At 40.6% G+C, this 21027-nt stretch carries 23 protein-coding genes; 15 read left to right on the top strand and 8 right to left on the bottom strand.

The genetic code is table 11. The features are described 5' to 3' along the window. Window positions 1–2: 2 nt before the first annotated feature. The 6 genes from rpoD to GD002_RS15110 all read left to right on the top strand — a co-directional run bounded on the left by rpoD (window position 3) and on the right by GD002_RS15110 (window position 5631). On the top strand, window positions 3–1172 hold the full coding sequence (gene rpoD, locus GD002_RS15135; RefSeq protein ID WP_153733203.1) for an RNA polymerase sigma factor RpoD: 1170 nt from the start codon (window positions 3–5) through the stop codon (window positions 1170–1172). Window positions 1173–1269: 97 nt separating this feature from the next. After that, a complete protein-coding gene (locus tag GD002_RS15130; RefSeq protein WP_153733202.1) occupies window positions 1270–1836 on the top strand; it encodes a hypothetical protein in 567 nt (188 codons plus the stop codon). Between the two features lie 191 nt (window positions 1837–2027). Next, window positions 2028–3167: an acyl-CoA dehydrogenase family protein gene (locus tag GD002_RS15125; RefSeq protein WP_153733201.1), complete on the top strand. Its 1140-nt coding sequence runs from the start codon at window positions 2028–2030 to the stop codon at window positions 3165–3167. Between the two features lie 159 nt (window positions 3168–3326). Beyond that, the gene (gene cccA, locus GD002_RS15120; RefSeq protein ID WP_194841633.1) at window positions 3327–3701 is read left to right on the top strand and encodes a cytochrome c550; all 375 of its coding nucleotides are present in this window, start codon (window positions 3327–3329) and stop codon (window positions 3699–3701) included. Between the two features lie 116 nt (window positions 3702–3817). Further along, entirely contained in the window at window positions 3818–4516 is a 699-nt protein-coding gene (locus GD002_RS15115; RefSeq protein ID WP_153733199.1) for a tRNA (adenine(22)-N(1))-methyltransferase, read from the top strand. Beyond that, a complete protein-coding gene (locus tag GD002_RS15110; protein WP_153733198.1) occupies window positions 4513–5631 on the top strand; it encodes a Nif3-like dinuclear metal center hexameric protein in 1119 nt (372 codons plus the stop codon). The genes GD002_RS15115 and GD002_RS15110 overlap by 4 nt, the downstream gene beginning before the upstream one ends. 80 nt (window positions 5632–5711) lie before the next feature. On the opposite strand, the gene GD002_RS15105 is transcribed toward GD002_RS15110, so the two are convergent. Further along, a complete protein-coding gene (locus GD002_RS15105) occupies window positions 5712–6677 on the bottom strand; it encodes a 4-hydroxy-3-methylbut-2-enyl diphosphate reductase (protein WP_153733197.1) in 966 nt (321 codons plus the stop codon). Between the two features lie 69 nt (window positions 6678–6746). Then, entirely contained in the window at window positions 6747–7214 is a 468-nt protein-coding gene (gene vrrA / locus GD002_RS15100; RefSeq protein ID WP_153733196.1) for a VrrA/YqfQ family protein, read from the bottom strand. A gap of 113 nt (window positions 7215–7327) precedes the next feature. Between vrrA and GD002_RS15095 the strand changes: the two genes are divergently transcribed. Both GD002_RS15095 and GD002_RS15090 read left to right on the top strand, forming a co-directional pair. Continuing rightward, window positions 7328–8620 carry a DEAD/DEAH box helicase gene (locus GD002_RS15095; protein WP_153733195.1) on the top strand — a complete coding sequence of 431 codons (1293 nt, stop codon included), beginning with the start codon at window positions 7328–7330 and terminating at the stop codon, window positions 8618–8620. Window positions 8621–8634: 14 nt separating this feature from the next. Beyond that, a complete protein-coding gene (locus tag GD002_RS15090) occupies window positions 8635–9522 on the top strand; it encodes a deoxyribonuclease IV (protein ID WP_153733233.1) in 888 nt (295 codons plus the stop codon). A gap of 40 nt (window positions 9523–9562) precedes the next feature. Here GD002_RS15090 and GD002_RS15085 read toward each other — a convergent pair whose 3' ends face one another. Next, on the bottom strand, window positions 9563–9805 hold the full coding sequence (locus tag GD002_RS15085) for a hypothetical protein (RefSeq protein WP_153733194.1): 243 nt from the start codon (window positions 9803–9805) through the stop codon (window positions 9563–9565). A 99-nt stretch (window positions 9806–9904) separates the two neighbouring features. On the opposite strand from GD002_RS15085, the gene GD002_RS15080 reads away from it, so the two are divergent. The 3 genes from GD002_RS15080 to GD002_RS15070 are packed head-to-tail and all read left to right on the top strand — an operon-like array spanning window position 9905 to window position 11944. Next, the gene (locus GD002_RS15080) at window positions 9905–10675 is read left to right on the top strand and encodes a metal ABC transporter ATP-binding protein (RefSeq protein WP_153733193.1); all 771 of its coding nucleotides are present in this window, start codon (window positions 9905–9907) and stop codon (window positions 10673–10675) included. Next, on the top strand, window positions 10672–11502 hold the full coding sequence (locus GD002_RS15075; protein ID WP_153733192.1) for a metal ABC transporter permease: 831 nt from the start codon (window positions 10672–10674) through the stop codon (window positions 11500–11502). The genes GD002_RS15080 and GD002_RS15075 overlap by 4 nt, the downstream gene beginning before the upstream one ends. Before the next feature lie 25 nt (window positions 11503–11527). Next, window positions 11528–11944, top strand: coding sequence for a Fur family transcriptional regulator (locus tag GD002_RS15070; protein WP_153733191.1), 417 nt, complete (start codon window positions 11528–11530; stop codon window positions 11942–11944). A 204-nt stretch (window positions 11945–12148) separates the two neighbouring features. Here GD002_RS15070 and GD002_RS15065 read toward each other — a convergent pair whose 3' ends face one another. From GD002_RS15065 to GD002_RS15045, 5 genes are all read right to left on the bottom strand, one after another. Beyond that, window positions 12149–12556: a hypothetical protein gene (locus GD002_RS15065; protein WP_153733190.1), complete on the bottom strand. Its 408-nt coding sequence runs from the start codon at window positions 12554–12556 to the stop codon at window positions 12149–12151. A 372-nt stretch (window positions 12557–12928) separates the two neighbouring features. Next, window positions 12929–13519: a 5' nucleotidase, NT5C type gene (locus tag GD002_RS15060; protein ID WP_153733189.1), complete on the bottom strand. Its 591-nt coding sequence runs from the start codon at window positions 13517–13519 to the stop codon at window positions 12929–12931. Further along, on the bottom strand, window positions 13516–14640 hold the full coding sequence (gene ispG / locus GD002_RS15055; RefSeq protein WP_255425166.1) for a flavodoxin-dependent (E)-4-hydroxy-3-methylbut-2-enyl-diphosphate synthase: 1125 nt from the start codon (window positions 14638–14640) through the stop codon (window positions 13516–13518). Before ispG ends, GD002_RS15060 begins: the two co-directional genes overlap by 4 nt. Before the next feature lie 67 nt (window positions 14641–14707). Next, complete coding sequence (locus GD002_RS15050) at window positions 14708–15040, bottom strand: hypothetical protein (protein ID WP_153733188.1); 333 nt, start codon at window positions 15038–15040, stop codon at window positions 14708–14710. Between the two features lie 47 nt (window positions 15041–15087). Next, entirely contained in the window at window positions 15088–15591 is a 504-nt protein-coding gene (locus GD002_RS15045) for a DUF1189 family protein (protein WP_194841632.1), read from the bottom strand. 248 nt (window positions 15592–15839) lie between these two features. Here GD002_RS15045 and GD002_RS15040 point away from each other — a divergent pair, with 248 nt between their 5' ends. The 4 genes from GD002_RS15040 to GD002_RS15025 all read left to right on the top strand — a co-directional run bounded on the left by GD002_RS15040 (window position 15840) and on the right by GD002_RS15025 (window position 20933). Then, on the top strand, window positions 15840–17471 hold the full coding sequence (locus tag GD002_RS15040; RefSeq protein ID WP_153733186.1) for a Na/Pi cotransporter family protein: 1632 nt from the start codon (window positions 15840–15842) through the stop codon (window positions 17469–17471). A 19-nt stretch (window positions 17472–17490) separates the two neighbouring features. Beyond that, complete coding sequence (locus GD002_RS15035) at window positions 17491–17973, top strand: DUF456 domain-containing protein (RefSeq protein WP_153733185.1); 483 nt, start codon at window positions 17491–17493, stop codon at window positions 17971–17973. Window positions 17974–18058: 85 nt separating this feature from the next. Continuing rightward, the gene (locus tag GD002_RS15030) at window positions 18059–18667 is read left to right on the top strand and encodes a superoxide dismutase (protein WP_153733184.1); all 609 of its coding nucleotides are present in this window, start codon (window positions 18059–18061) and stop codon (window positions 18665–18667) included. Between the two features lie 100 nt (window positions 18668–18767). Continuing rightward, entirely contained in the window at window positions 18768–20933 is a 2166-nt protein-coding gene (locus GD002_RS15025; protein ID WP_153733183.1) for a peptidoglycan D,D-transpeptidase FtsI family protein, read from the top strand. Window positions 20934–21027 lie beyond the last annotated feature (94 nt).

Genomic DNA, 21027 nt, shown 5'->3' with positions numbered 1-21027 from the left:
CTATGACAAAAGAAGAACATACGGGAGAAGCAGAAATGACTCTTGAAGAAGCAAAAGCAAATATTATAGAGGCGGGTAAAAAAACAGGTGAACTAACGTTAGAGGATGTTACAGAAAAGCTAGCATCTTTTGAGATGGAACCTGAACAGTTTGAAGAGTTTCTTGATCAAATAGAAACGCAGGGAATTGAAATGGATAGAAAAGAAGAAGCTGACCCCAAAAGTGATGCGGAGGAACAATTTGACTTAAATGACTTGAGTGTACCGCCGGGAGTTCGTATTAACGATCCCGTCCGAATGTATTTGAAAGAAATCGGACGTGTGGACTTATTAACAGGCAACGAAGAAGTGGATTTGGCTATCCGAATTCAAGAAGGTATTGAAGCGGAGCAAGAGCTTGAAGAAACAAATGAAATGACCCCTAAAATTGATGCAGCTATTATTCGAGGAGAAAATGCGAAAAAGAAATTAGCAGAAGCCAATCTTCGGTTGGTTGTTAGTATTGCCAAACGCTATGTCGGCCGTGGGATGTTATTCCTCGACTTGATACAGGAAGGAAATATGGGGCTGATTAAAGCTGTCGAGAAGTTCGACCATACAAAAGGCTTTAAATTCAGTACGTATGCAACTTGGTGGATACGCCAAGCCATTACTCGAGCAATTGCTGACCAAGCCCGTACGATTCGTATTCCTGTGCATATGGTGGAAACCATCAATAAATTAATTCGTGTGCAACGTCAACTTCTACAAGATTTAGGACGAGAGCCATCTCCAGAAGAAATTGGCGAAGAAATGGATTTATCTCCAGAAAAAGTACGTGAGATTTTAAAAATTGCACAAGAACCAGTCTCGTTAGAAACACCGATCGGGGAAGAAGACGACTCTCATTTGGGTGATTTTATCGAGGATTCTGAAGCGCAATCGCCTTCAGATCATGCGGCATATGAACTTTTGAAGGAACAACTCGAAGATGTACTCGATACATTAACGGATCGTGAAGAAAATGTATTGCGCCTTCGTTTTGGTCTGGATGATGGACGGACACGGACTCTTGAAGAAGTGGGGAAAGTCTTTGGAGTTACACGTGAACGAATTCGCCAAATTGAAGCAAAAGCGCTTAGAAAATTGCGCCATCCTTCTCGCAGCAAACGTTTAAAAGACTTTTTAGAGTAATAGATGCATCGGCTTCAAATTAGCCGATGCTTTTTTTGCTCAATCTTCTCATGTGAAATGAGTTATTTCAACGATAGTTATTATGGGAGGAGAAAGGATGACAACGGAAAAGAAAAAAATCATTATTTCGGAAATCCAGTATTGGAAAAAGAATAAACTCCTTCCTGAACATTATTGTGATTTTTTGATCACGTTGTATACGCAAGGTGAAGAACTGGATGAAGTATCTTCAAAAGTACCATCCACTCTTCAAAAAGAACGTAGACAGTACCGTGCGAAACAAATGATGATTCTGTTGATTAGTCTGCTTCTAGCTGGTATTGCCTCTGTTGCGATGTTCATGCTAACAGAATATCCGACAGCAACGTTACTGTCTGCTTCTGTACTAGCGCTGTTGTTGCTTGTGCTTGCATCAGGGAAGACATTCATAAAGAAAGGATTTGCTCCTTTCCTATACATATCAATGGCCTTTTTAATCCTAATGATGTCTTTGAAAATTTGGACAGCATTTTTTAACGATGAAACTACTTTATTAATTGGTTTGCTTGTACTGAATTGTAGTCTATGGCTATTTACAGGGAGGCTGCTGAAATTGCTTTATTTCACAATTTCGGGCTCTCTAGGTTTGCTAATTATTGTAGGTTTCTTAATTTTATCGTTTTAGCGTATAAAATATTCAAGTATTCGTAGCGTGCTAATTTAAGTTGCTTCTTTCATGTGGAATGAGCATTGATAAATTAGCCGCCATGGATACTTTTTCTTTTGAGAGATAGGTCAGTAAAAGTAACCATTGTCAAACTTCATCCAGACTCTATATAATAAAATGTAAAGGCTTTCATAGAGAGGATGATCAAAATGAATTTTGATTTAACTCAAGAACAGCAAATGGTGAAGAAGCTAATGAGAGATTTTGCGAATGAAGAGGTTGCGCCAGGTGCAGTGGAACGTGACAGAACGGGGCGATTTCCTGTTGAAATTTTCAAAGAACTATCTGAAATGGGAATGATGGGTTTGCCTTTCCCTGAAAAATACGGTGGGTCAGGAGCTGACACGATTAGTTTTGCCATTGTAACAGAAGAATTGAGCCGAGCTTGTGCATCTACTGGAATTACGTACTCAGCCCATATTTCATTAGGCGGTGCACCGTTATATTTATTTGGTACGGAACAACAAAAACAAATGTATCTGACGCCAATTTGTACGGGCCAATCTCTCGGTGCGTTTGGACTGACCGAGCCGAATGCTGGATCAGATGCGGGCGGTACCGAAACGTTTGCCGTATCAGACGGCAGCCATTTCACCATTAACGGTTCAAAAGTTTATATTACGAATGCCAGCTATGCAAAGCATTTAGCCATTACAGCGGTGACAGGGCGCCAGGAAGGCCAGAAAGAGATAAGTGCTATTATCGTGCCCACTAATTCAGAAGGCTTCACGGTTATCGATAAATATGAAAAGATGGGACTTCATGCGTCCAATACGACAGAATTATGGTTAGATCAAGTCGTCGTGCCCGAAGAGAACTTACTCGGTAAAAGAGGAAAAGGATTCCAACAGTTTTTAGTAACCCTCGATGGGGGGCGTATCGGAATTGGAGCCATGGCAGTAGGAATCGCACAGGCAGCTTATGACAGAGCATTGCGTTATTCAAAAGAACGCAAGCAATTTGGAAAGACACTATCTTCATTCCAGATTACCCAGTTTAAGTTGGCGGATATGGCGATGAAGATCGAACTAGCACGGAATATGGTCTATAAAGCAGCGTGGTTGAAAGATCAAGGTAGGAAGTTTACGAAAGAGGCGTCTATGTGTAAATTGTACGCTTCTGAAATTGCGATGGAGATTGCCAATGAAGCCATTCAAATACACGGGGGTTACGGCTATATGCGTGAATATGAAGTAGAGCGTTATTTACGTGATGCCAAGCTCCTAGAGATAGGGGAAGGGACTTCAGAAGTACAGCGTATGGTGATTGCGAGACAAATCGGTTGTTAAATTAAGAGAATTCTATTGAATTAAATTAAATATGTCCATTCTGTCACAAAAGGTGAAAAGTCGTTCAATAACACTTTCAGTTTTCCCATAGATACAGTACAATGTTAATTGTGTACTGTATCTTTTACAGAATAGATTCTGGTGAAGGAGGGTAATCCAATGAATAAAAATCCTGTTGTACCTTTTCTTTTGATTTTCGCGCTCGGAATTGGACTGATTTTCTTCATGTCACTTTATGGTTTAGATCAAAAAGAAGAAATTGCTGGTGCTAACGAAGAAGAAGGCACTACTACAGAAGAAAATGCAAATACCGGCGAATTTGATGCGGAAGCTGTCGCACAGCAAAAGTGTGTAAGTTGTCACGGAGATAACTTATCCGGTGGAATGGGGCCTGCACTAGCTGGCACATCATTAGATGCTGATGCATTACATGCTGCAATCAAAGACGGAGTTCCAGGAACTGCAATGCCTGCTGGACTTGTTCCAGACGAGAACATAGATGAAATGGTTGACTACATTTTATCACTAAAATGATTGCTTACTTATTAAAAGAGCTATTAAACCAAGGTATGTCCTGGTTTAATAGCTCTTTTACATTGCATGTAGAAGTTGCCGAATATACAATAGAATGGAATGAAAGGCGGGAATATATGAACACCAATCACTTATCGGAACGCCTTGCTGCAGTGGCAGGGTTTGTTCCTAAAGACACGATACTGGCGGATATCGGTAGCGATCATGCGTATTTACCATGTTATTTGGTGAATAAGGGAGTCATTCAACGAGCAATAGCAGGGGAAGTAGTAAAAGGGCCGTTTGAATCAGCAAAGCGCAATGTCCAAGCGAATGGTTTTTCTGATCGCATACAAGTCCGGTTAGCGAATGGATTGTTTGCAATTGAAGAAACTGACGGAGTAGAAACGATTACGATTGCAGGGATGGGCGGAACATTAATTACTACCATTTTGAATGAAGGGAAAGATCGTCTTGCCAGTGTGAAACGTATTATTACACAGCCGAATTTGCATGCGATTGCGATTAGACAGTGGGCAGTAGAAAATGATTTTCAGCTAGTAGATGAAGAGATTATGCAAGAAGACGGGAAAATATATGAAATTCTTGTGTTGGAGAGAGGAACGGCGAATTATTCACCAACAGACCTCCTAGTCGGGCCCATCTTACGAGAAAAGTGCACAGCTGTTTTTCGGGAGAAATGGGAAAGAGAAATGAGAGAGTGGAGGCGCGTAGTAGCAGCACTTGACAAAGCAGAACAAACAGAAGAGATTCGACAGAAAAAATCTTCCATTCTGAATAATTATGAAATAGTCAGGAAGGTGTTAGCTACATGAAAAAAGTAAATGGACATCAAATCATTGAAGTTTTAGAAACGTGGTCACCAAAGAGACTGGCCTTTGAGGGAGATCCAGTCGGTTTGCATATTGGTCAATTGAATCGCCAAGTAAACAAAGTGCTCATCACGTTAGATGTGAATGAACTAGTGATTGACGAGGCGATTGAGCAAGGTGCCAATCTTATTATCGCGCATCACCCTCCATTATTTCGTCCACTTAAAACAATATCAACCGACACACCGCAAGGTAAGATGATTGAGAAGTGCATTAAAAACGATATCACTGTCTATGCCGCACATACAAATCTAGATATTGCACAAGGTGGTGTCAATGATATGTTAGCGGCACGTCTCGATCTTACAGAGACAGAACCGATTGAAGTGACACATTCAGAGCATTTAGTGAAATTGGCTGTCTTTTGTCCAGAAGCTGATGCAGATCAATTGCGCTATGAATTAGCGGCAGCCGGTGCAGGTGCGATTGGAGATTATGTAGGATGCAGTTTCAGTTCACAAGGGGTGGGACGTTTTACGCCGGTTGACGGAGCAAACCCAACGATCGGAGAAGTAGGGGTTCCTACCTTAGTCGATGAGGAAAGAATTGAAGTCGTTTTTCCGGAAAATCTTCAGGCGAAAGTCATCAAAACATTATTTGCCGCACATCCGTATGAAGAGCCGGCTTTCGATTTATTCAAGATGGAACAAAAAACGAACGTGCAAGGTATTGGAAGAATTGGATATGTAAACGAGAGTATGACATTGAAGCAATTCGCAGAGCATGTCAAAACTGTATTCCAAGTACCCGCCTTACGTTTTGTTGGAGATGCTACTTCCATAATACGTAAAGTAGCAGTACTCGGAGGCGATGGCAATAAATACATTACAGCGGCTAAACGCAAAGGTGCAGACGTTCTAGTGACAGGCGATTTATACTACCATATCGCACACGATGCGCAAGCGATGGGACTAGCTGTAGTGGATCCTGGACATAATATTGAAAAAATCATGATCCAAGGAGTCGCAGACAAACTAGCCAAGCTTTGTAAAGAAAAGAAATTTGACATAGAGTTTATGGAATCTAAAATCATAACAGAACCTTTTCAGTTTCTATAATTATTGGCGTGGATAAGTGACAATAGAAAAAACCGACAAGAGGAAATCCATTCTCTTGTCGGTTTATTCGTATAGGATGCTTATGGTTCGATCCGGATAACTGGACTTGGATTCTTAATCTTGGGTAAGATTTTCTCCAGTTTAAATTGCCGTACTGGAGGATGTGTAGCAGGGTCTGCGGCATCGAAATCGTTTAAGTAACTGATAACTTCTCTAACAATCACAGTTGGTGTAGAAGCACCTGCAGTGACAGCAACAGTTTCGATATCCATCAACCATGCTGGATCAATCTCAGAGACGTCTGAAATGCGATAGGAAGGTGTATTAGCGATTTCCACTGAAACTTGCGTTAGACGGTTGGAGTTATTACTTTTCGGATCGCCCACAACGATGAGTAGATCCGCTTCTCCAGCTTGCTCAGCAACTGCTTCCTGTCTTACTTGTGTAGCCAGACAAATTTCCTGGTGCACTTCAATATGCGGGAACTTGCGTTGTAACTCTTCCATTAGATGGGCTACATCCCATTGACTCATCGTCGTTTGATTGGTTACTAGCAGACGTTCGTTTGTAATATCCAATTTATCGATATCTTCCAGTCTTTCAATCAAATGAACAGATTCAGGCGCTACACCAATTGCCCCTTCAGGCTCAGGATGATTCTTTTTGCCGATGTAGAGGATGTCATATCCTTCAGCGACTTTTTCCTCAATCAAATGATGCGTGACAGAGACATCGGGACATGTGGCATCAATCGCGACTAGGCCCTTCTCTTTCGCAAGCTTCCGAACTTCTGGAGAAACTCCGTGTGCCGTATAGATCACTGTTCCCTTATCGACTTTACGTAAAATATCTAGACGGTTTTCACCATCCAGCGTAATAATTCCATCTTCCTCAAATGCATCTGTAACATGTTTATTGTGGACGATCATGCCTAATATATAAATGGGTCTCGGCAGGGATGGATCAAGTGCTGCATTTCTAGCAATGACCATCGCATCAACCACACCATAACAATAACCTCTTGGTGAAATCTTGATCACTTTCATTTTTTCCACTCCACTCCTCAAATAACTTCTCTTTCATTATAGCGGAGATTGATGGGTGATTCAAAGAGTTCAGAAGGGAGGTTGGAAAATACGTGGTGTGGATGGTTGGTTAACTGGTGTAGCGGCCGATGTGGGCGCCCCTTGAGATGCGGGTGAGCTTCCTGGGCGAATTGGATTTTGTGTGACAGGCGCATTGGGCATGGATTGGAACCCTTTATATAATTTCCACATTGCAGGTAAGTTTTGGACCATCGGAGCGAATTGTTGCACGAGTGGCGCGAATTGTTGTGCCGTATTTAGAAAACGATTTGCAGTCTGCATGTATTGATCTGCTCTTGAAGGGAGATTTCCACTGCCTGCTTGTTGCCCGCTTCCGCCTGCCTGTTGCAATCCTTGATTTGACGGCATCATGCCTTGAGCGAAAGGCTGTCGCATCCCACCTCCAGGAATTCCACCACCTGGCATTGGTGACGGAGGGGGACCGGGTCTCATGGGTGGCTGGTTATTACTAAACGGATAAAATGATTGATATCTCATCACGAACTCCTTCCTGAAAAGTTTTAGGTACTTCTCTTCATATCCTATGCGAAAAAAACAACTGATGGCACCGAATCATGTTACAATAAGAAATACGCTAGAGGAGGAACGATATGTCGAAATTTACAGATTATCAATTTAAACCGTTTTTGAGGGAAGCTATTCAAAAATTAGGTTTTGAAGAACCAACACCCATACAGAAAGAGATGATTCCACTCATCTTAAAGAATACAAGTGCTATTGGACAAGCACATACAGGTACGGGAAAATCACATAGTTTTCTTATTCCACTTGTCGAGAAAATTGATACGGATAAAGATGAACTTCAAACGGTGATTACAGCACCAACCCGTGAATTAGCTACACAGCTTCATACAGAATTAAAAAAGCTGATTGAAGATACTGACATTAAAACTGCCATTTTAATCGGAGGGACAGATAAAAAAAGATCTGCAGACCGCCTGCGAATTACTCCTCATATTATCGTTGGGACACCAGGACGTATACGTGACATGGCAGAAACGGGTGCGCTACCTATCCATACAGCGACTTCTCTCGTGATTGATGAGGCAGATTTAGCTTTTGATATGGGATTCATTGAGGATATTGATCAATTCGCTTCACGGATGCCAGAGAAGCTTAGCATGTATGTATTCTCAGCAACCATTCCAGAGAAGTTGAAACCATTTTTAGCTAAATATATGAACTCACCTATTCATGTACAGATGGACGATAAAAAGCCGCTGACAGAGAATATGCATTATTCTTTAGTTCCGGTTAGAAGTATGGACAAAAAAAAGAAATTGCTTCATGTAATGGATGCTATCCAGCCATATCTAGCTATCATTTTCACGAATACTAAACAAAATGCAGATGAACTTGCTGACTATTTAGCATCGCATGGTTATAAACCGGGCCGTATTCATGGTGATTTGACGCCTCGCGAACGGACGCGGATGATGAAACAAGTACGAGATTTGGAATATCAATATATTGTCGCAACGGATCTAGCTGCTAGAGGTATTGATATTCCAGGTGTTAGTCATGTCATTAATTTTGAATTACCGGAAGACCTAGAGTTTTTCATTCATCGCGTGGGTCGAACAGCTAGAGCGGGTCTTGGCGGCATGGCGATTACATTATATGCTCCGTCAGATGAAGATCAGATCAATCGGATTGAAAAACTTGGCATTCCGTTTGTCCATGAAGACGTAAAAAATGGGGAATGGATTGAAGTCAAGGAGCGGCAAGCCCGTAAGAAACGTGTGAGAGAAATAGATGAAATTGATAAGAAAGCTGTCTCTATAATTCGTAAGCCTGATAAAGTGAAGCCAGGGTATAAGAAAAAAATGGCTGCAGAACAAGAGAAGTTCAAAAAGAGACAAAGGAGAATGAAGAAAAAATAATGACACCTACTAACATTCTTTTAGGCTCCCACGTATCAATGAGCGGCAAAAAAATGTTGCTGGGATCCAGTGAAGAAGCACTTGGATACGGAGCAAGCACATTCATGATCTACACGGGAGCACCGCAAAATACAAGACGAAAACCGATTGAAGAATTGAATATAGAGACCGGAACGGCTCATATGAAAGCTAACGGGCAGTCTAATATTGTGGTTCATGCACCCTATATCATCAATATCGCCAATACAACGAAACCTGAAACGTTTCGCCTAGGTGTGGATTTTCTACAGCAGGAAATCCAGCGAACTCAAGCATTAATGGCCAATCAAATCGTTCTTCATCCAGGTGCCCACGTAGGAGCAGGGACGGATCAAGGTATCGCCAAGATTATTGAAGGCCTAAATGAAGTGCTTTCCGAGAAGGCTGATGTCCGGATTGCATTGGAAACGATGGCTGGCAAAGGAACAGAATGTGGCAGAAGTTTTGATGAACTTGCTCAAATAATAGATGGTGTTACACATAATGAACGACTATCCGTCTGCTTCGATACGTGTCACGTACACGACGCAGGGTACGATATTGTCAATGACTTTGAAGGGGTATTGGATGAATTCGATCGCATCGTTGGACTTGAGCGGATTTCGGTCATTCATGTGAACGATAGCAAAAACGAACGCGGTGCTGGAAAAGACCGACATGAAAATATCGGTTTCGGCCATATTGGCTTTGAGCCGCTCGCCTATATTGTTCATCATCCAAAGTTCCAAGGCGTTCCTAAAATACTCGAAACACCTTTCGTTGGTATAGACAAAGCAAACAAAAAAGCACCATATGCTATTGAAATTGACATGCTGAAAAACAAACAGTTCACGCCTTCTTTGTTAGAAGAACTGAAAAATTAGTGGTATGGAAAAGGCGTTGCTAATCACGCAACGCCTTTTCCTATTGCAGTTTATATTCTTCTAAATAAAGCATGGTTTTTTCATATCCAATAATATGAGAAATCTTTTCAATAAATGAAGTAGGAATGCCAGTAAATAGCCAATGCAATGATACTTCATCTAATAAAGGGCGTAATTTCTGAATTTCTTGTACGGATAGATGCACATCATAACTGGCAGCATATTGTTTTGCCTCTGCGTCCGATAACTGTTTGATCTCCTGAATAAGCTGAAGCAAATCCATTTTCATCAATTCCTTTCAATTAGTTGTATCCCTTCACATATTCCTATATAATTCATAAAGTAATCGTAATGATTACGAGTTAAAGAAAGGGATATGTATATGACAAATTCCATTATCAAACTAGAAAATATTCATTATAAATACCATCATTCCGTGGCGCTTTCTGATGTTAGTTTAGAAGTGAAGCAGGGAGAGTTTTGGGCGTTGATTGGCCCGAATGGTTCCGGAAAATCTACGTTGCTCAAAATTATATTAGGTTTGTTGAAGCCAACAGAAGGGGCGATTCAGTTATTTGGCGGCCCAATTGATTCATTTAAAGAACAACAAAGGATTGGATATGTTTCACAAAAATCTAATGCGTTTACAACAAAGTTTCCTGCGACAGTCCTTGAAGTAGTAAAAAGTGGGTTGACGAGTAAAAAAGGTCTTTTTACTCGCTTTACTAAAGAAGACGAACAGCGAGCGCTGGATGCATTGCATGTCGTAAAAATGTCTGACTACCATGGAGAGAGTATTGGAAATCTCTCTGGAGGTCAACAGCAGCGTGTTTTTATTGCCAGGGCTTTAGTGGGTAAACCTGAACTGCTTATTATGGATGAGCCGACAGTCGGGATTGATCGGCAAAATGTTGAATCTTTTTATTCTATGCTTAGCGAGTTGAATCGTGACTATGGCATCGCGATTTTATTGGTGACGCATGAAATTGATCTTGTGACACAGCTGGCAACTCATGTAGCTTGTTTGAATCGCACCATTCATTTTCATGGAGTCCATGCCGATTATGAAAAAATGAGTGAAGCAGAGTTATCTGGCTGGTATGGTCATCCTATTCGTCGGGTTCATCAAAAAGAAACGGAGCTTATCAAATGATTGAAGCGATTTTCACCTATGAATTTTTGCAAAACGCTGTGTGGTCAGGATTGATCATCGGAATGATTGCACCAATGCTTGGCCTGTTTATCGTGGTTCGACGTATGGCAATGATTTCTGATGCATTAAGTCATGTTGCCTTAGCAGGAATCGCAGGTAGTCTCTATTTGAGTCAGCAAGTAGTATTATTTGCAACATTAAATCCGGTCTACTTAGGGATGGGTGCGGCTGTTATTGGTTCATTACTAATTGAGCGGTTACGCAGAGTGTATCGTAGCTTTGAAGAACTGGCTATTCCTATTATTCTATCCGCAGGAATTGGCTTTGGTGCAATATTTATATCGTTAGCAAAAGGTTTCGGAACGGATCTCGTCGGCTATCTATTCGGTTCTGTTTCTGCTGTTAGTCGTCAGGATTTATATATTGTTATACTCATAGCTGTCATCGTAATAATATTTTTATACTTTCTTTATAAAGAGTTATTTTCACTGGCTTTTGATCCAGAGTATGCGAAAGTTTCGGGTATTAATGAACGAGTGATTCAAGCCTCATTTATGGTGATTACAGCGCTCGTTATCGGTGCTTCTATGCGAATTGTTGGAATCTTACTGGTCTCATCTTTAATGACGCTTCCCGTAGCGGCAGCCATTCAAGTGGCGAAAAGTTATAAAGGAGCACTCGTCTATTCTGTGATTTTCGGTGAAGTAGCGGTGATCATTGGACTCATTTCAGCTTATTATTTAGATATAGCACCTGGAGGAACAATTGTGGTAACTTCAGTGATGATATTGCTGCTCGTGCTCTTTGGAAAGAAGATCCGAGCATGATGATAGGGAAAGGGGGCGTTTTGGTATGACAATGGAAGATGCATGGGTAATTCTTTTGAAACATGATTATAAACGAACGAAAAACCGTGAGATCCTGTTGCGTTTTTTTGATCAAGTGGATCGTTATGTTACGGCGATGGATGTTCGAAATGCGGTAGAGCAGGACAATCCTGGCATCAGTTTTGATACCATTTATCGCAATTTAGCGGTTTTTTCTAAGTTAGGTATATTGGAGGAAACGGAATTAAACGGTGAACGTCTTTTCCGTATGCAATGCTCATCAGATGGTCATCATCACCATTTTATCTGTACAACTTGCGGGAAAACAAAATCAATACCGAGTTGTCCAATGGATAGTGTCACAGTAAATTTATCTGATTATGAAATAAAAGGCCATAAATTTGAAATTTATGGAAGGTGTCCAATGTGTATTGAAGAGTAGATTCAGATTAGTAGAATGTATAGCGACAAAAAAGATGTGCTCAATGAGTGTGATGGGTTCGATTGATGGGGAGAAAACACAAAAACGCACCCCGAATTGCAGAGTATAAAAGGCATTAAAAAACGCACAATAATGTGCGTTTTTACTTGTCTTATTTTATTGTTGTAATTTGAATATGTCTTACTAAACAATCGCACCCGTTAATTAAAGAACAGATCGAGCTTTATATCTTTTGATAATCCAAAAAGACAGTCCAAAAATGAGACCTGAGCCTATGAAGAATGAGTTAAACAACATCGCTTCAGGAGAAAATGGATTTAAACTGCCAAACATCATTGCTATTACTAATGTCGGTATGAAAAATATAAGCATACAAACAATCGGATAGAGCAAAACTTTAAATCTTACGAAACGCCGATCAATAAAATAGATAACTCCAAAGTAAATAGGAACTGCAATCGCGAAAAACGCTATACCGCCCCAAAATAAAACTGCTCTCATGTCACCAGCTATTGATTCATCCCAAACAAATTTCAATGTCAGGACATAAAAGAGAAACCCACCAATAAAAGCTAAGATAGGAGTGACCACATATAAACTAAAGTTTATCATTTTGTTCTCCTCCAAATAATCAATTTGGATTGTTTGTTGAATTAGCCACCAACTTATACTCTATTTTAGCAAAAAATTACTTCGTTCCCTTCGAAATCTTTAACTATTTAGATTTTTTTACAAAGAAACTATTCCAACTTTCAATTAACAAGCGTATTAGCACCGCAATTAGCAAGGGCACATAAATCTATGTGCTGTTGTTAATTCGTTTACCAATTGTATTGCTATGTTCTATCGATAACCGCCTTAAACCTTAATATGACAACAGAAATAGGGACACCAATTCAAGTGTGAATTGTGTCCCCATATGCTATGCTTTTTAACGTTTTCTCCCCGTGTATCAAACCCATTACAATGCGAGCACATCTTTTTTTAATGAGATGCTATAGATTCAGATGAGTGAAATAGACGTCTGACGTATTGATCTGCTTCCTTCCAATTAGTAACTCGGATAACACCTTTAGGAATCGGATCCTGATTGTAAGGTGTATCAAACAAGAACACCGGAATATCCAACTCTTCATGAATTCCTACTGCATTGTCGTGCTTGTCTTCAAAAAAGGCATCGACCGCAAAGCGTTTCGCGGTCTCGATTTTGTGGTGAGTCCCGATCAGTTCCACGTGGTCAAAAGGAATCTGCTGCTCATGGAACCAATTGGTAGTACACTCCAATACGTTTTGACCTCGTGCGGAAATGTAGAAAAGCTCATAGTTCTCTTGCCAATTTGTTAATACTTCTTTCGCAAATTGTTGCGCAGGAGATGTTTGGTAAATAAGTTCTTCCGTTTCTTTATACCATTGGCTAAATTGCAAAGGATCTACATCAAATGCTTTGGTTAGATCGTATTCTTTAATATCTTGTAGTTTCAAATTCACGCCGAAGCGCTTATTGATATGAGGAAGCAGGGAAGTAGGGCAGGTTACGGTTCCGTCAATATCGATGCCGAAACGGATATCTTTCATTCAGATACGCCACCTTGAACAAGTGCCTCTTCTTGTCGTTTCTTTTCAAAATATTCTTCTGCTAACTTATCGATTTCTTTTTTCAACTCATCGACCATTATTTCTTCCGGCACTTTACGGACGGTTTTACCGTGCATGAAGAGCAAGCCTTCACCACGCGCACCGGCAATGCCGATATCCGCTTCTCTCGCTTCACCTGGGCCATTTACTGCACAACCTAAAACAGCTACTTTAAGGGGCGCCTTAATTGTTGAAATATACTCTTCGACTTCATTGGCAATTGAAATTAAATCGATTTCTATACGACCACATGTCGGGCATGAAATTAGCGTCGCAGCATTAGAAGACAAACCAAATACTTTAAGTAGCTCTCTCGCTACTTTAATTTCTTGGACTGGGTCAGCACTTAACGATACACGCATTGTATTTCCAATCCCCGCAGATAATAAAGTACCGAGTCCGGCCGCACTCTTAATGGATCCTGCAAATAACGTACCGGATTCTGTGATTCCTAAGTGTAATGGATAGTCAAATGCCGTTGCTGCTAACTTATAGGCTTCGATCGCCAAGTTTACATCAGATGCTTTAAGTGACACGATAATGTCGTGGAAATCGAGATCTTCAAGGATTTTAATGTGATGTAAGGCACTCTCAACCATACCTTCTGCTGTCGGATAACCATATTTCTCTAATATTTTCTTTTCAAGCGATCCTGCGTTCACACCAATACGGATTGGAATTCCTTTCGCTTTGGCTGCGTTAACGACTGCCTCTACTTTAGACTGGCGTCCGATATTACCTGGATTAATACGAATTTTATCTGCACCTTGTTCAATGGCAATTAGCGCTAATTTATAATCAAAATGAATGTCCACTACTAATGGAATATTGATTTGTTTTTTTATTTCACCAATTGAATAAGCTGCACGTTCATCTGGGCATGCAACACGTACAATTTGGCATCCTGCTTCTTCTAAACGCTTGATTTCAGCGACAGTCGCTTCTACATCGTGAGTTTTCGTAGTTGTCATGCTTTGAATAAATAGTTCATTGCTTCCCCCGATGGTCAAGTTACCGACTTTTACGGGACGGGTGTTCGCACGATGAATCATTTCAGTCATTGCTTTTCTCTCCTTAAAATACATAAATAAATACCGTAATCAATGTAATATAGACTTACCGGTTGTGTTAATCCTGGCAGATCGTCTCTGGCTGTTCGCCAAGTGGCAGTTTAATTTGTTCTCCAGAGAAAAACTTTTGTCGTTCTAGATGAGGATTCAAGTCATAAAATTTCTCTAGCCTCTCTAGAAAATTATGAGCTGGATCTGGGTATAACGCAAATAACGATTCTATTGTATCACCTTCAACTGCCCGAACGACAATTGAATGATTGACAGTTTCCTCTAAACAAGACGAATCATCTTCAAAAAAGGCTGCAAGAGGGATTGTCCCATCCGTTAAATCAACACGTACGAAATGAATGATACAAAATATAGTGAGCGCAAGTAGAAGTATTCTCATAGCCGATCCCTCCTGCCATCACACTATGCATGCAGGGAGAAAGATATTCATCGAGGCTTTTTTGGATAATACGTAGCAGCTCGCCAAACATATAGCAAATGGACAAGCGAAGCAACCCAAAGGCTGTAAGACTGCTGTTCAGGCAAGAATTCAAACACCATCGTCAAAATTATAGGCAGTGTGGATGCGATCGCTGCTGTGCGCCACATAAATCGGAATTCTCCACGACGATGCAACAGTTTTACTAGCAATACTCCTATAATAGCAAAAAAACTGATCCGAATAAATAAATATGACGTAATAATGACGAGTTGTAAGACGAACGCAATCGGATAAATCAAGAAACCAATTGTTTCTCCTATTAGTGCTAGTTCCGGTGTGGTTTCAAAAATAGAATGATCGCCTAACAAAAAACGGAAGAAAGATACAGCAGTGTAAAGAAATACAAAAACAAATATGTATTGAATGACTTTGCCGATCGGCAACAACCGAAAAGCGGCCAGTTTTTTCGGTTCGTGTAAAGATGCTTTGAAGAGTTGATGGAATTTCACTGAATAAGCCTCCCTTTGTATCCTAGTCTACCATTTATTTAAAACATACATGTTACGCGAAATTTCGACATTCTGATGACAAATTGTTACCGCTTTGTTAAGGTGATGTAAATATTATAATTCAGTACTTTACAATTAGCGTTTACTCCTAACATAATAAGGTGAAACTTCACATGAACAAGATGTTGTTTAGGGTGAAGAGATGAAGCAAGACCATACATAATCGTTTGATGGAGGTTGACAATTAAATGGAAGTTAACTGGCAAGAAGTGGTGTTCCAATTTCTTGGGGGTTTAGGTATTTTTCTATTTGCAATTAAGTATATGGGGGATGGATTGCAAAAAGCTGCCGGGGATAAACTTCGTGCAATTTTAGACCGTTTTACAACCAACCCATTCATGGGCGTTCTTGTCGGTATTATTGTAACGGTATTGATTCAATCCAGCTCGGGTACTACTGTTATAACAGTTGGGCTGGTAAGTGCGGGATTTATGACACTTCGCCAAGCGATAGGTGTTATTATGGGTGCCAATATTGGTACGACAGTAACTGCGTTTATTATCGGATTAGATGTTGGCGCATACGCACTTCCTATTATGGCAGTTGGAGCATTTCTCATTTTCTTTATTAATAAGGCTAAAATCAAAAATCTAGGTGAAGTTATTTTTGGCTTTGGGGGATTGTTTTTAGGTTTAGAACTGATGAGTGATGGTATGAAGCCTCTAAGTTCTCTCGAATCATTTTCGGATTTTACACTGGTGATGAGTGAACATTCATTGCTGGGTGTCGTAGCCGGAACGATCTTCACATTGATTGTACAGAGTTCCAGTGCAACAGTTGGAATCTTGCAAGGTCTTTACGCAGAAGATCTTGTGACGTTGAAAGCGGCTTTGCCTATTCTTTTCGGTGATAATATCGGGACGACAATCACAGCAGTCCTTGCTTCCATCGGTGCGTCCGTTGCGGCTAGACGTGCAGCTGCTACCCATGTATTGTTTAATATTGTCGGAACGATCATCTTCATGTTATTGCTTATTCCATTTACCGCCTATGTGGAATGGGTATCAGGCCTATTAAATTTAGAGAGTAAAATGCAGATTGCTTTTGCCCACGGTTCATTTAACATAGCGAACACAATTCTGCAATTTCCATTTATAGGTGCCTGGGCTTATCTTGTGACTCGTATGATTCCGGGAGAAGATGTGACGATCGAATATAAACCGAAGCACCTCGACCGACACTTCATCACACAATCTCCAGCAGTTGCCATTGGACAGGCAAAGGAAGAAATTATCCGTATGGGTGATTTCAGTGTGCAAGGTTTAGAACAATCTTTCGAGTATTTAAAAACGGGACAGAAAAAACATGCGGAAATGGCGTATCAAATTGAAGATGCCATTAACAATCTAGATCGGAAGATTACTGACTACCTAGTAGAAATTTCAGCGGCTACCGTTTCGCCAGCAGAATCTGGACGACATGTCATGTTGATGGATAGTGTACGGGATATCGAACGTATCGGTGATCATTTCGAAAATATCATTGAGTTAATTGATTTACGTGAAACGAATAAATTAAAACTCACGGATGATGCGATGGATGATTTGACAGAAATGTTCACGCTAACGATTGAAACAGTGCAAAAAGCCATTGAATCATTGGATAAAAACGATACGGGATTGGCACGTACAGTTGCCGAAAAAGAAGAATTAATTGATAATATGGAACGCCGTTTCCGTAAAAATCATATTATTCGATTGAATGAAGGACATTGTAGTGCACAGGCGGGTATGGTGTTCGTAGACATCGTTTCGAATCTAGAACGTATCGGTGATCATGCGGTAAATATTGCGGAAGCGATCTTAGGCAAGCACGCATAATGAAGGAGGAATGACGGATATGGTTTGGTTAGGCTGGGGTGTCACCATTTTCATGTTTGCCGTTGCGTTTATCGGACTGGTATATCCGATTATTCCTTCTGTACTCTTTATTGCTGCGGGATTTTTATTATACGGCTTTATCGTTTCATTCGAAGAGCTGACATGGTTGTTTTGGGTAATAGAAGGACTGTTCGTCATCTTGTTGTTCGGTGCAGATACGATTGCCAATTGGGTCGGTGTTAAAAGGTTCGGAGGCAGTAAGGCGGGCATGTGGGGCAGTACAATTGGTTTGCTGATCGGACCATTCGTCATTCCTGTCGCCGGCATTATAGTTGGTCCATTTCTTGGTGCTATACTGGCGGAATTACTTATTACTCGTTCTGGAGTTCAACAAGCAGTTAAAACAGGAATTGGGTCTCTTGTCGGATTTTTAACATCTGTGGTATCAAAAGGGTTAATTATGGGAATCATGATTGGTATTTTTCTATATTTCCTTCGATAAGAGTCCGTTTTCATTGAATGATTCCTTTGATTTTGATAATGTGAATAGGTAGGGCAAAACAGAAATAATTAGAGGAGGAATGGAAATGGCTTACAAATTACCAGAACTACCATACGCTTATGATGCATTGGAGCCACACATCGACAAAGAGACGATGAACATCCATCACACAAAACACCACAACACGTATGTAACAAACGTGAACAATGCGCTAGAAGGTCACGATGATCTACTAAGCATGCCGGTTGATGAATTAGTTGCGAACTTGGACAAAGTTCCAGAGGACAAGCGTACAGCAGTCCGTAACAATGGTGGCGGTCATTCAAACCACTCATTCTTCTGGCAAATCCTTTCTCCAAACGGTGGAGGCAATCCATCAGGTGAAATTGCAGAAGCAATCGACAAGAAGTTTGGTAGCTTTGATGCATTCAAAGAAGAGTTTGCGAAAGCAGCAACTACACGTTTCGGTTCAGGTTGGGCTTGGCTCGTTCTGAACAACGGTGAAATTGAAGTTACTTCAACACCAAATCAGGATTCTCCTTACATGGAAGGTAAAACGCCATTACTTGGCTTAGATGTATGGGAGCATGCTTACTACCTAAACTACCAAAACCGTCGTCCTGATTACATTTCAGCATTCTGGAATGTAGTAAATTGGGATGAAGTTGAAAAGCGTTACCAAAACAATAAGTAATTGAAACCTGACACACATCTGATTCGTCAAGATGTGTGTTCTTTTATGGGTTCATGATATACTTAGATATACATATAAATTTATTGAAAGGAGACTCCAGTTGAAAAAGACGTCAAAAAAAGCGGATCAGGCGAAAGCCCGACAGCGAAAACATATTGCGTTTCGAATGAACTTTCTCTTTGTAGCAATCTTCGTCCTTTTTTCTTTGCTCATATTCCGGTTAGGATATTTGCAAATCGTTAAAGGCGAGGACTATACAAGCATGCTTGAACGTACGGAAGAAATAGCTGTCAATACGAGCACGCCAAGAGGACGAATTTATGATCGAAATGGCCAAGTGCTTGTGGATAATGAACCGAAAAATGCCATTACATATACAAAAACATCCTCTACTACGTCTACGGAGATGCTGAAACTTGCGAAGACGTTATCTGGGTTGATCGAGCAAGATACAAAGCGAGTAACACTAGGAGATAAGCGAGATTTTTGGATTTTGCTGCATCCCGAAGAAGCAGCAGAAAAAGTATCGAAAAAAGAACAGCTGAAACTTAGTAAAGACGAAAAGAAATCAAAAAAAGATATACAAAGGGAAATCAACCAATTAACGAGAGATCGTATCACGGATGAAGAAATTAACTCCTTTACGGATGAAGAATTAGAGGTTCTTGCCATTTATCGAGAAATGATGGCAGGTTACGCCTATTCACCACAAATTATTAAAAGTGATGGAGTCACCGATAAAGAATTTGCAGTTGTTTCAGAACGGCTAAATGATTTGCCTGGGGTGAACACGACGACTGATTGGGATCGCGTCAAGAAATCTGATAGTGCTATCCTAGGTTCTACTACGAGTCCAGTAGAAGGGATTCCACGTTCTCATCTAGATTACTTCCTCGCAAGAGATTATTCTCGTAATGACCGGGTCGGCAGAAGTTATTTGGAAGCCTATTATGAAGATTTATTAAAAGGACAAAAGACTATTGTAAAGAATATTAAAGACCGGACGGGTAAGGTAATCGAAACAAAGACGGTGAAAGAAGGGGAGCCTGGTAAAGATCTGGTGTTAACGACGGATAGTGAATTGCAAAAAGCTCTTGAAGAAGTCGTCTCCAATAAATTATTAAAGTTAAAGAGAAACCCGAGCGCAGGTGCATTGGAATCTGCTTTTCTTGTCATGTTGGATCCAAATAATGGAGAAATCTTATCCTTGGTAGGTAAGAAAGTTGTGAGAGATGAATCGACAGGAAAATGGGCGATCCAAGACTATACGTTTGGCACATTTACTTCCGCTTATGAAGCAGGCTCCACTGTAAAATTAGCTACCATGCTGACCGGATACAGTGAAGGTGCTATACGGGTTGGGGATGTCAAAATAGACGAACCGATCCGTATCGGGCGGACGGTGAAGCGATCCCTATTCAATCAGAATGGTCGTGTAGCACTGAATGATATTCAAGCCATTGGGCGTTCTTCTAACGTCTATATGTTCCGAATCTCTTTTGCGTTAGGCGGCGCGACTTATCGGCCAGGACAGGCGTTACCGATCGACAAAGGAGCCTTTGATATTTTTCGACAAAATTTTGCTTCCTTTGGTTTAGGTGTGAAAACAGGAATTGATTTGCCAGGCGAATATACAGGAGTTACAGGTACCGAAACGATAACAGGTAAACTGATGGACTTTGCAATTGGTCAGTTTGATACCTACACACCTCTTCAAATGGCGCAGTATGTCGCTACAATAGCAGCGGATGGAAATCGGATCGCTCCAAAAATCTTAAAAGAAGTACGTGAGCCTTCGCCGGATGGAGAAGTGCTGGGTGAATTGATTGAAGAAAGTCCAGTTCAGGTTTTAAATCATATTAATAATACACAACGGGAAATTGATCAAGTAAAAAAAGGCATGCATTATACGTATTACGGATCTAATGGAACAGCGTCAGGATTATTAAAAGGTGCTTCATATGACGGGGCAGGAAAAACAGGGACTGCACAATCCTTTTATTATACAGGCAATAAATCGCGGCCTGTGATTCCAACGATTAATTTATCTCATGTCGGCTTTGCGCCTGCTGATAATCCTGAAGTAGCATACGCTGTAATGATTCCGTATATCTCAACTAATACAAAGCGTTATCCTTCTGCAACTGCAAGCGAGATTGTAAGAGAAGCACTGGATGTGTACTTTGATTTAAAAAAAGAAAGAAGCGCACAAGCCGCTAACTCTTCTCCTGAAATCAAGATCAAAAAAGTTTCAGATGTCGAATAAAAACAACCTCCTGTCACATTAAACTGTACCCTATAAGATGGACACTTTGAAAAAGTCCCTCTTATAGGGTATTTTTGTTTATACATGAAAAATG

Source organism: Sporosarcina obsidiansis (assembly GCF_009651005.1).
Classification (GTDB): domain Bacteria; phylum Bacillota; class Bacilli; order Bacillales_A; family Planococcaceae; genus Sporosarcina; species Sporosarcina obsidiansis.
This window is presented reverse-complemented; position numbering and strand designations above follow the sequence as displayed.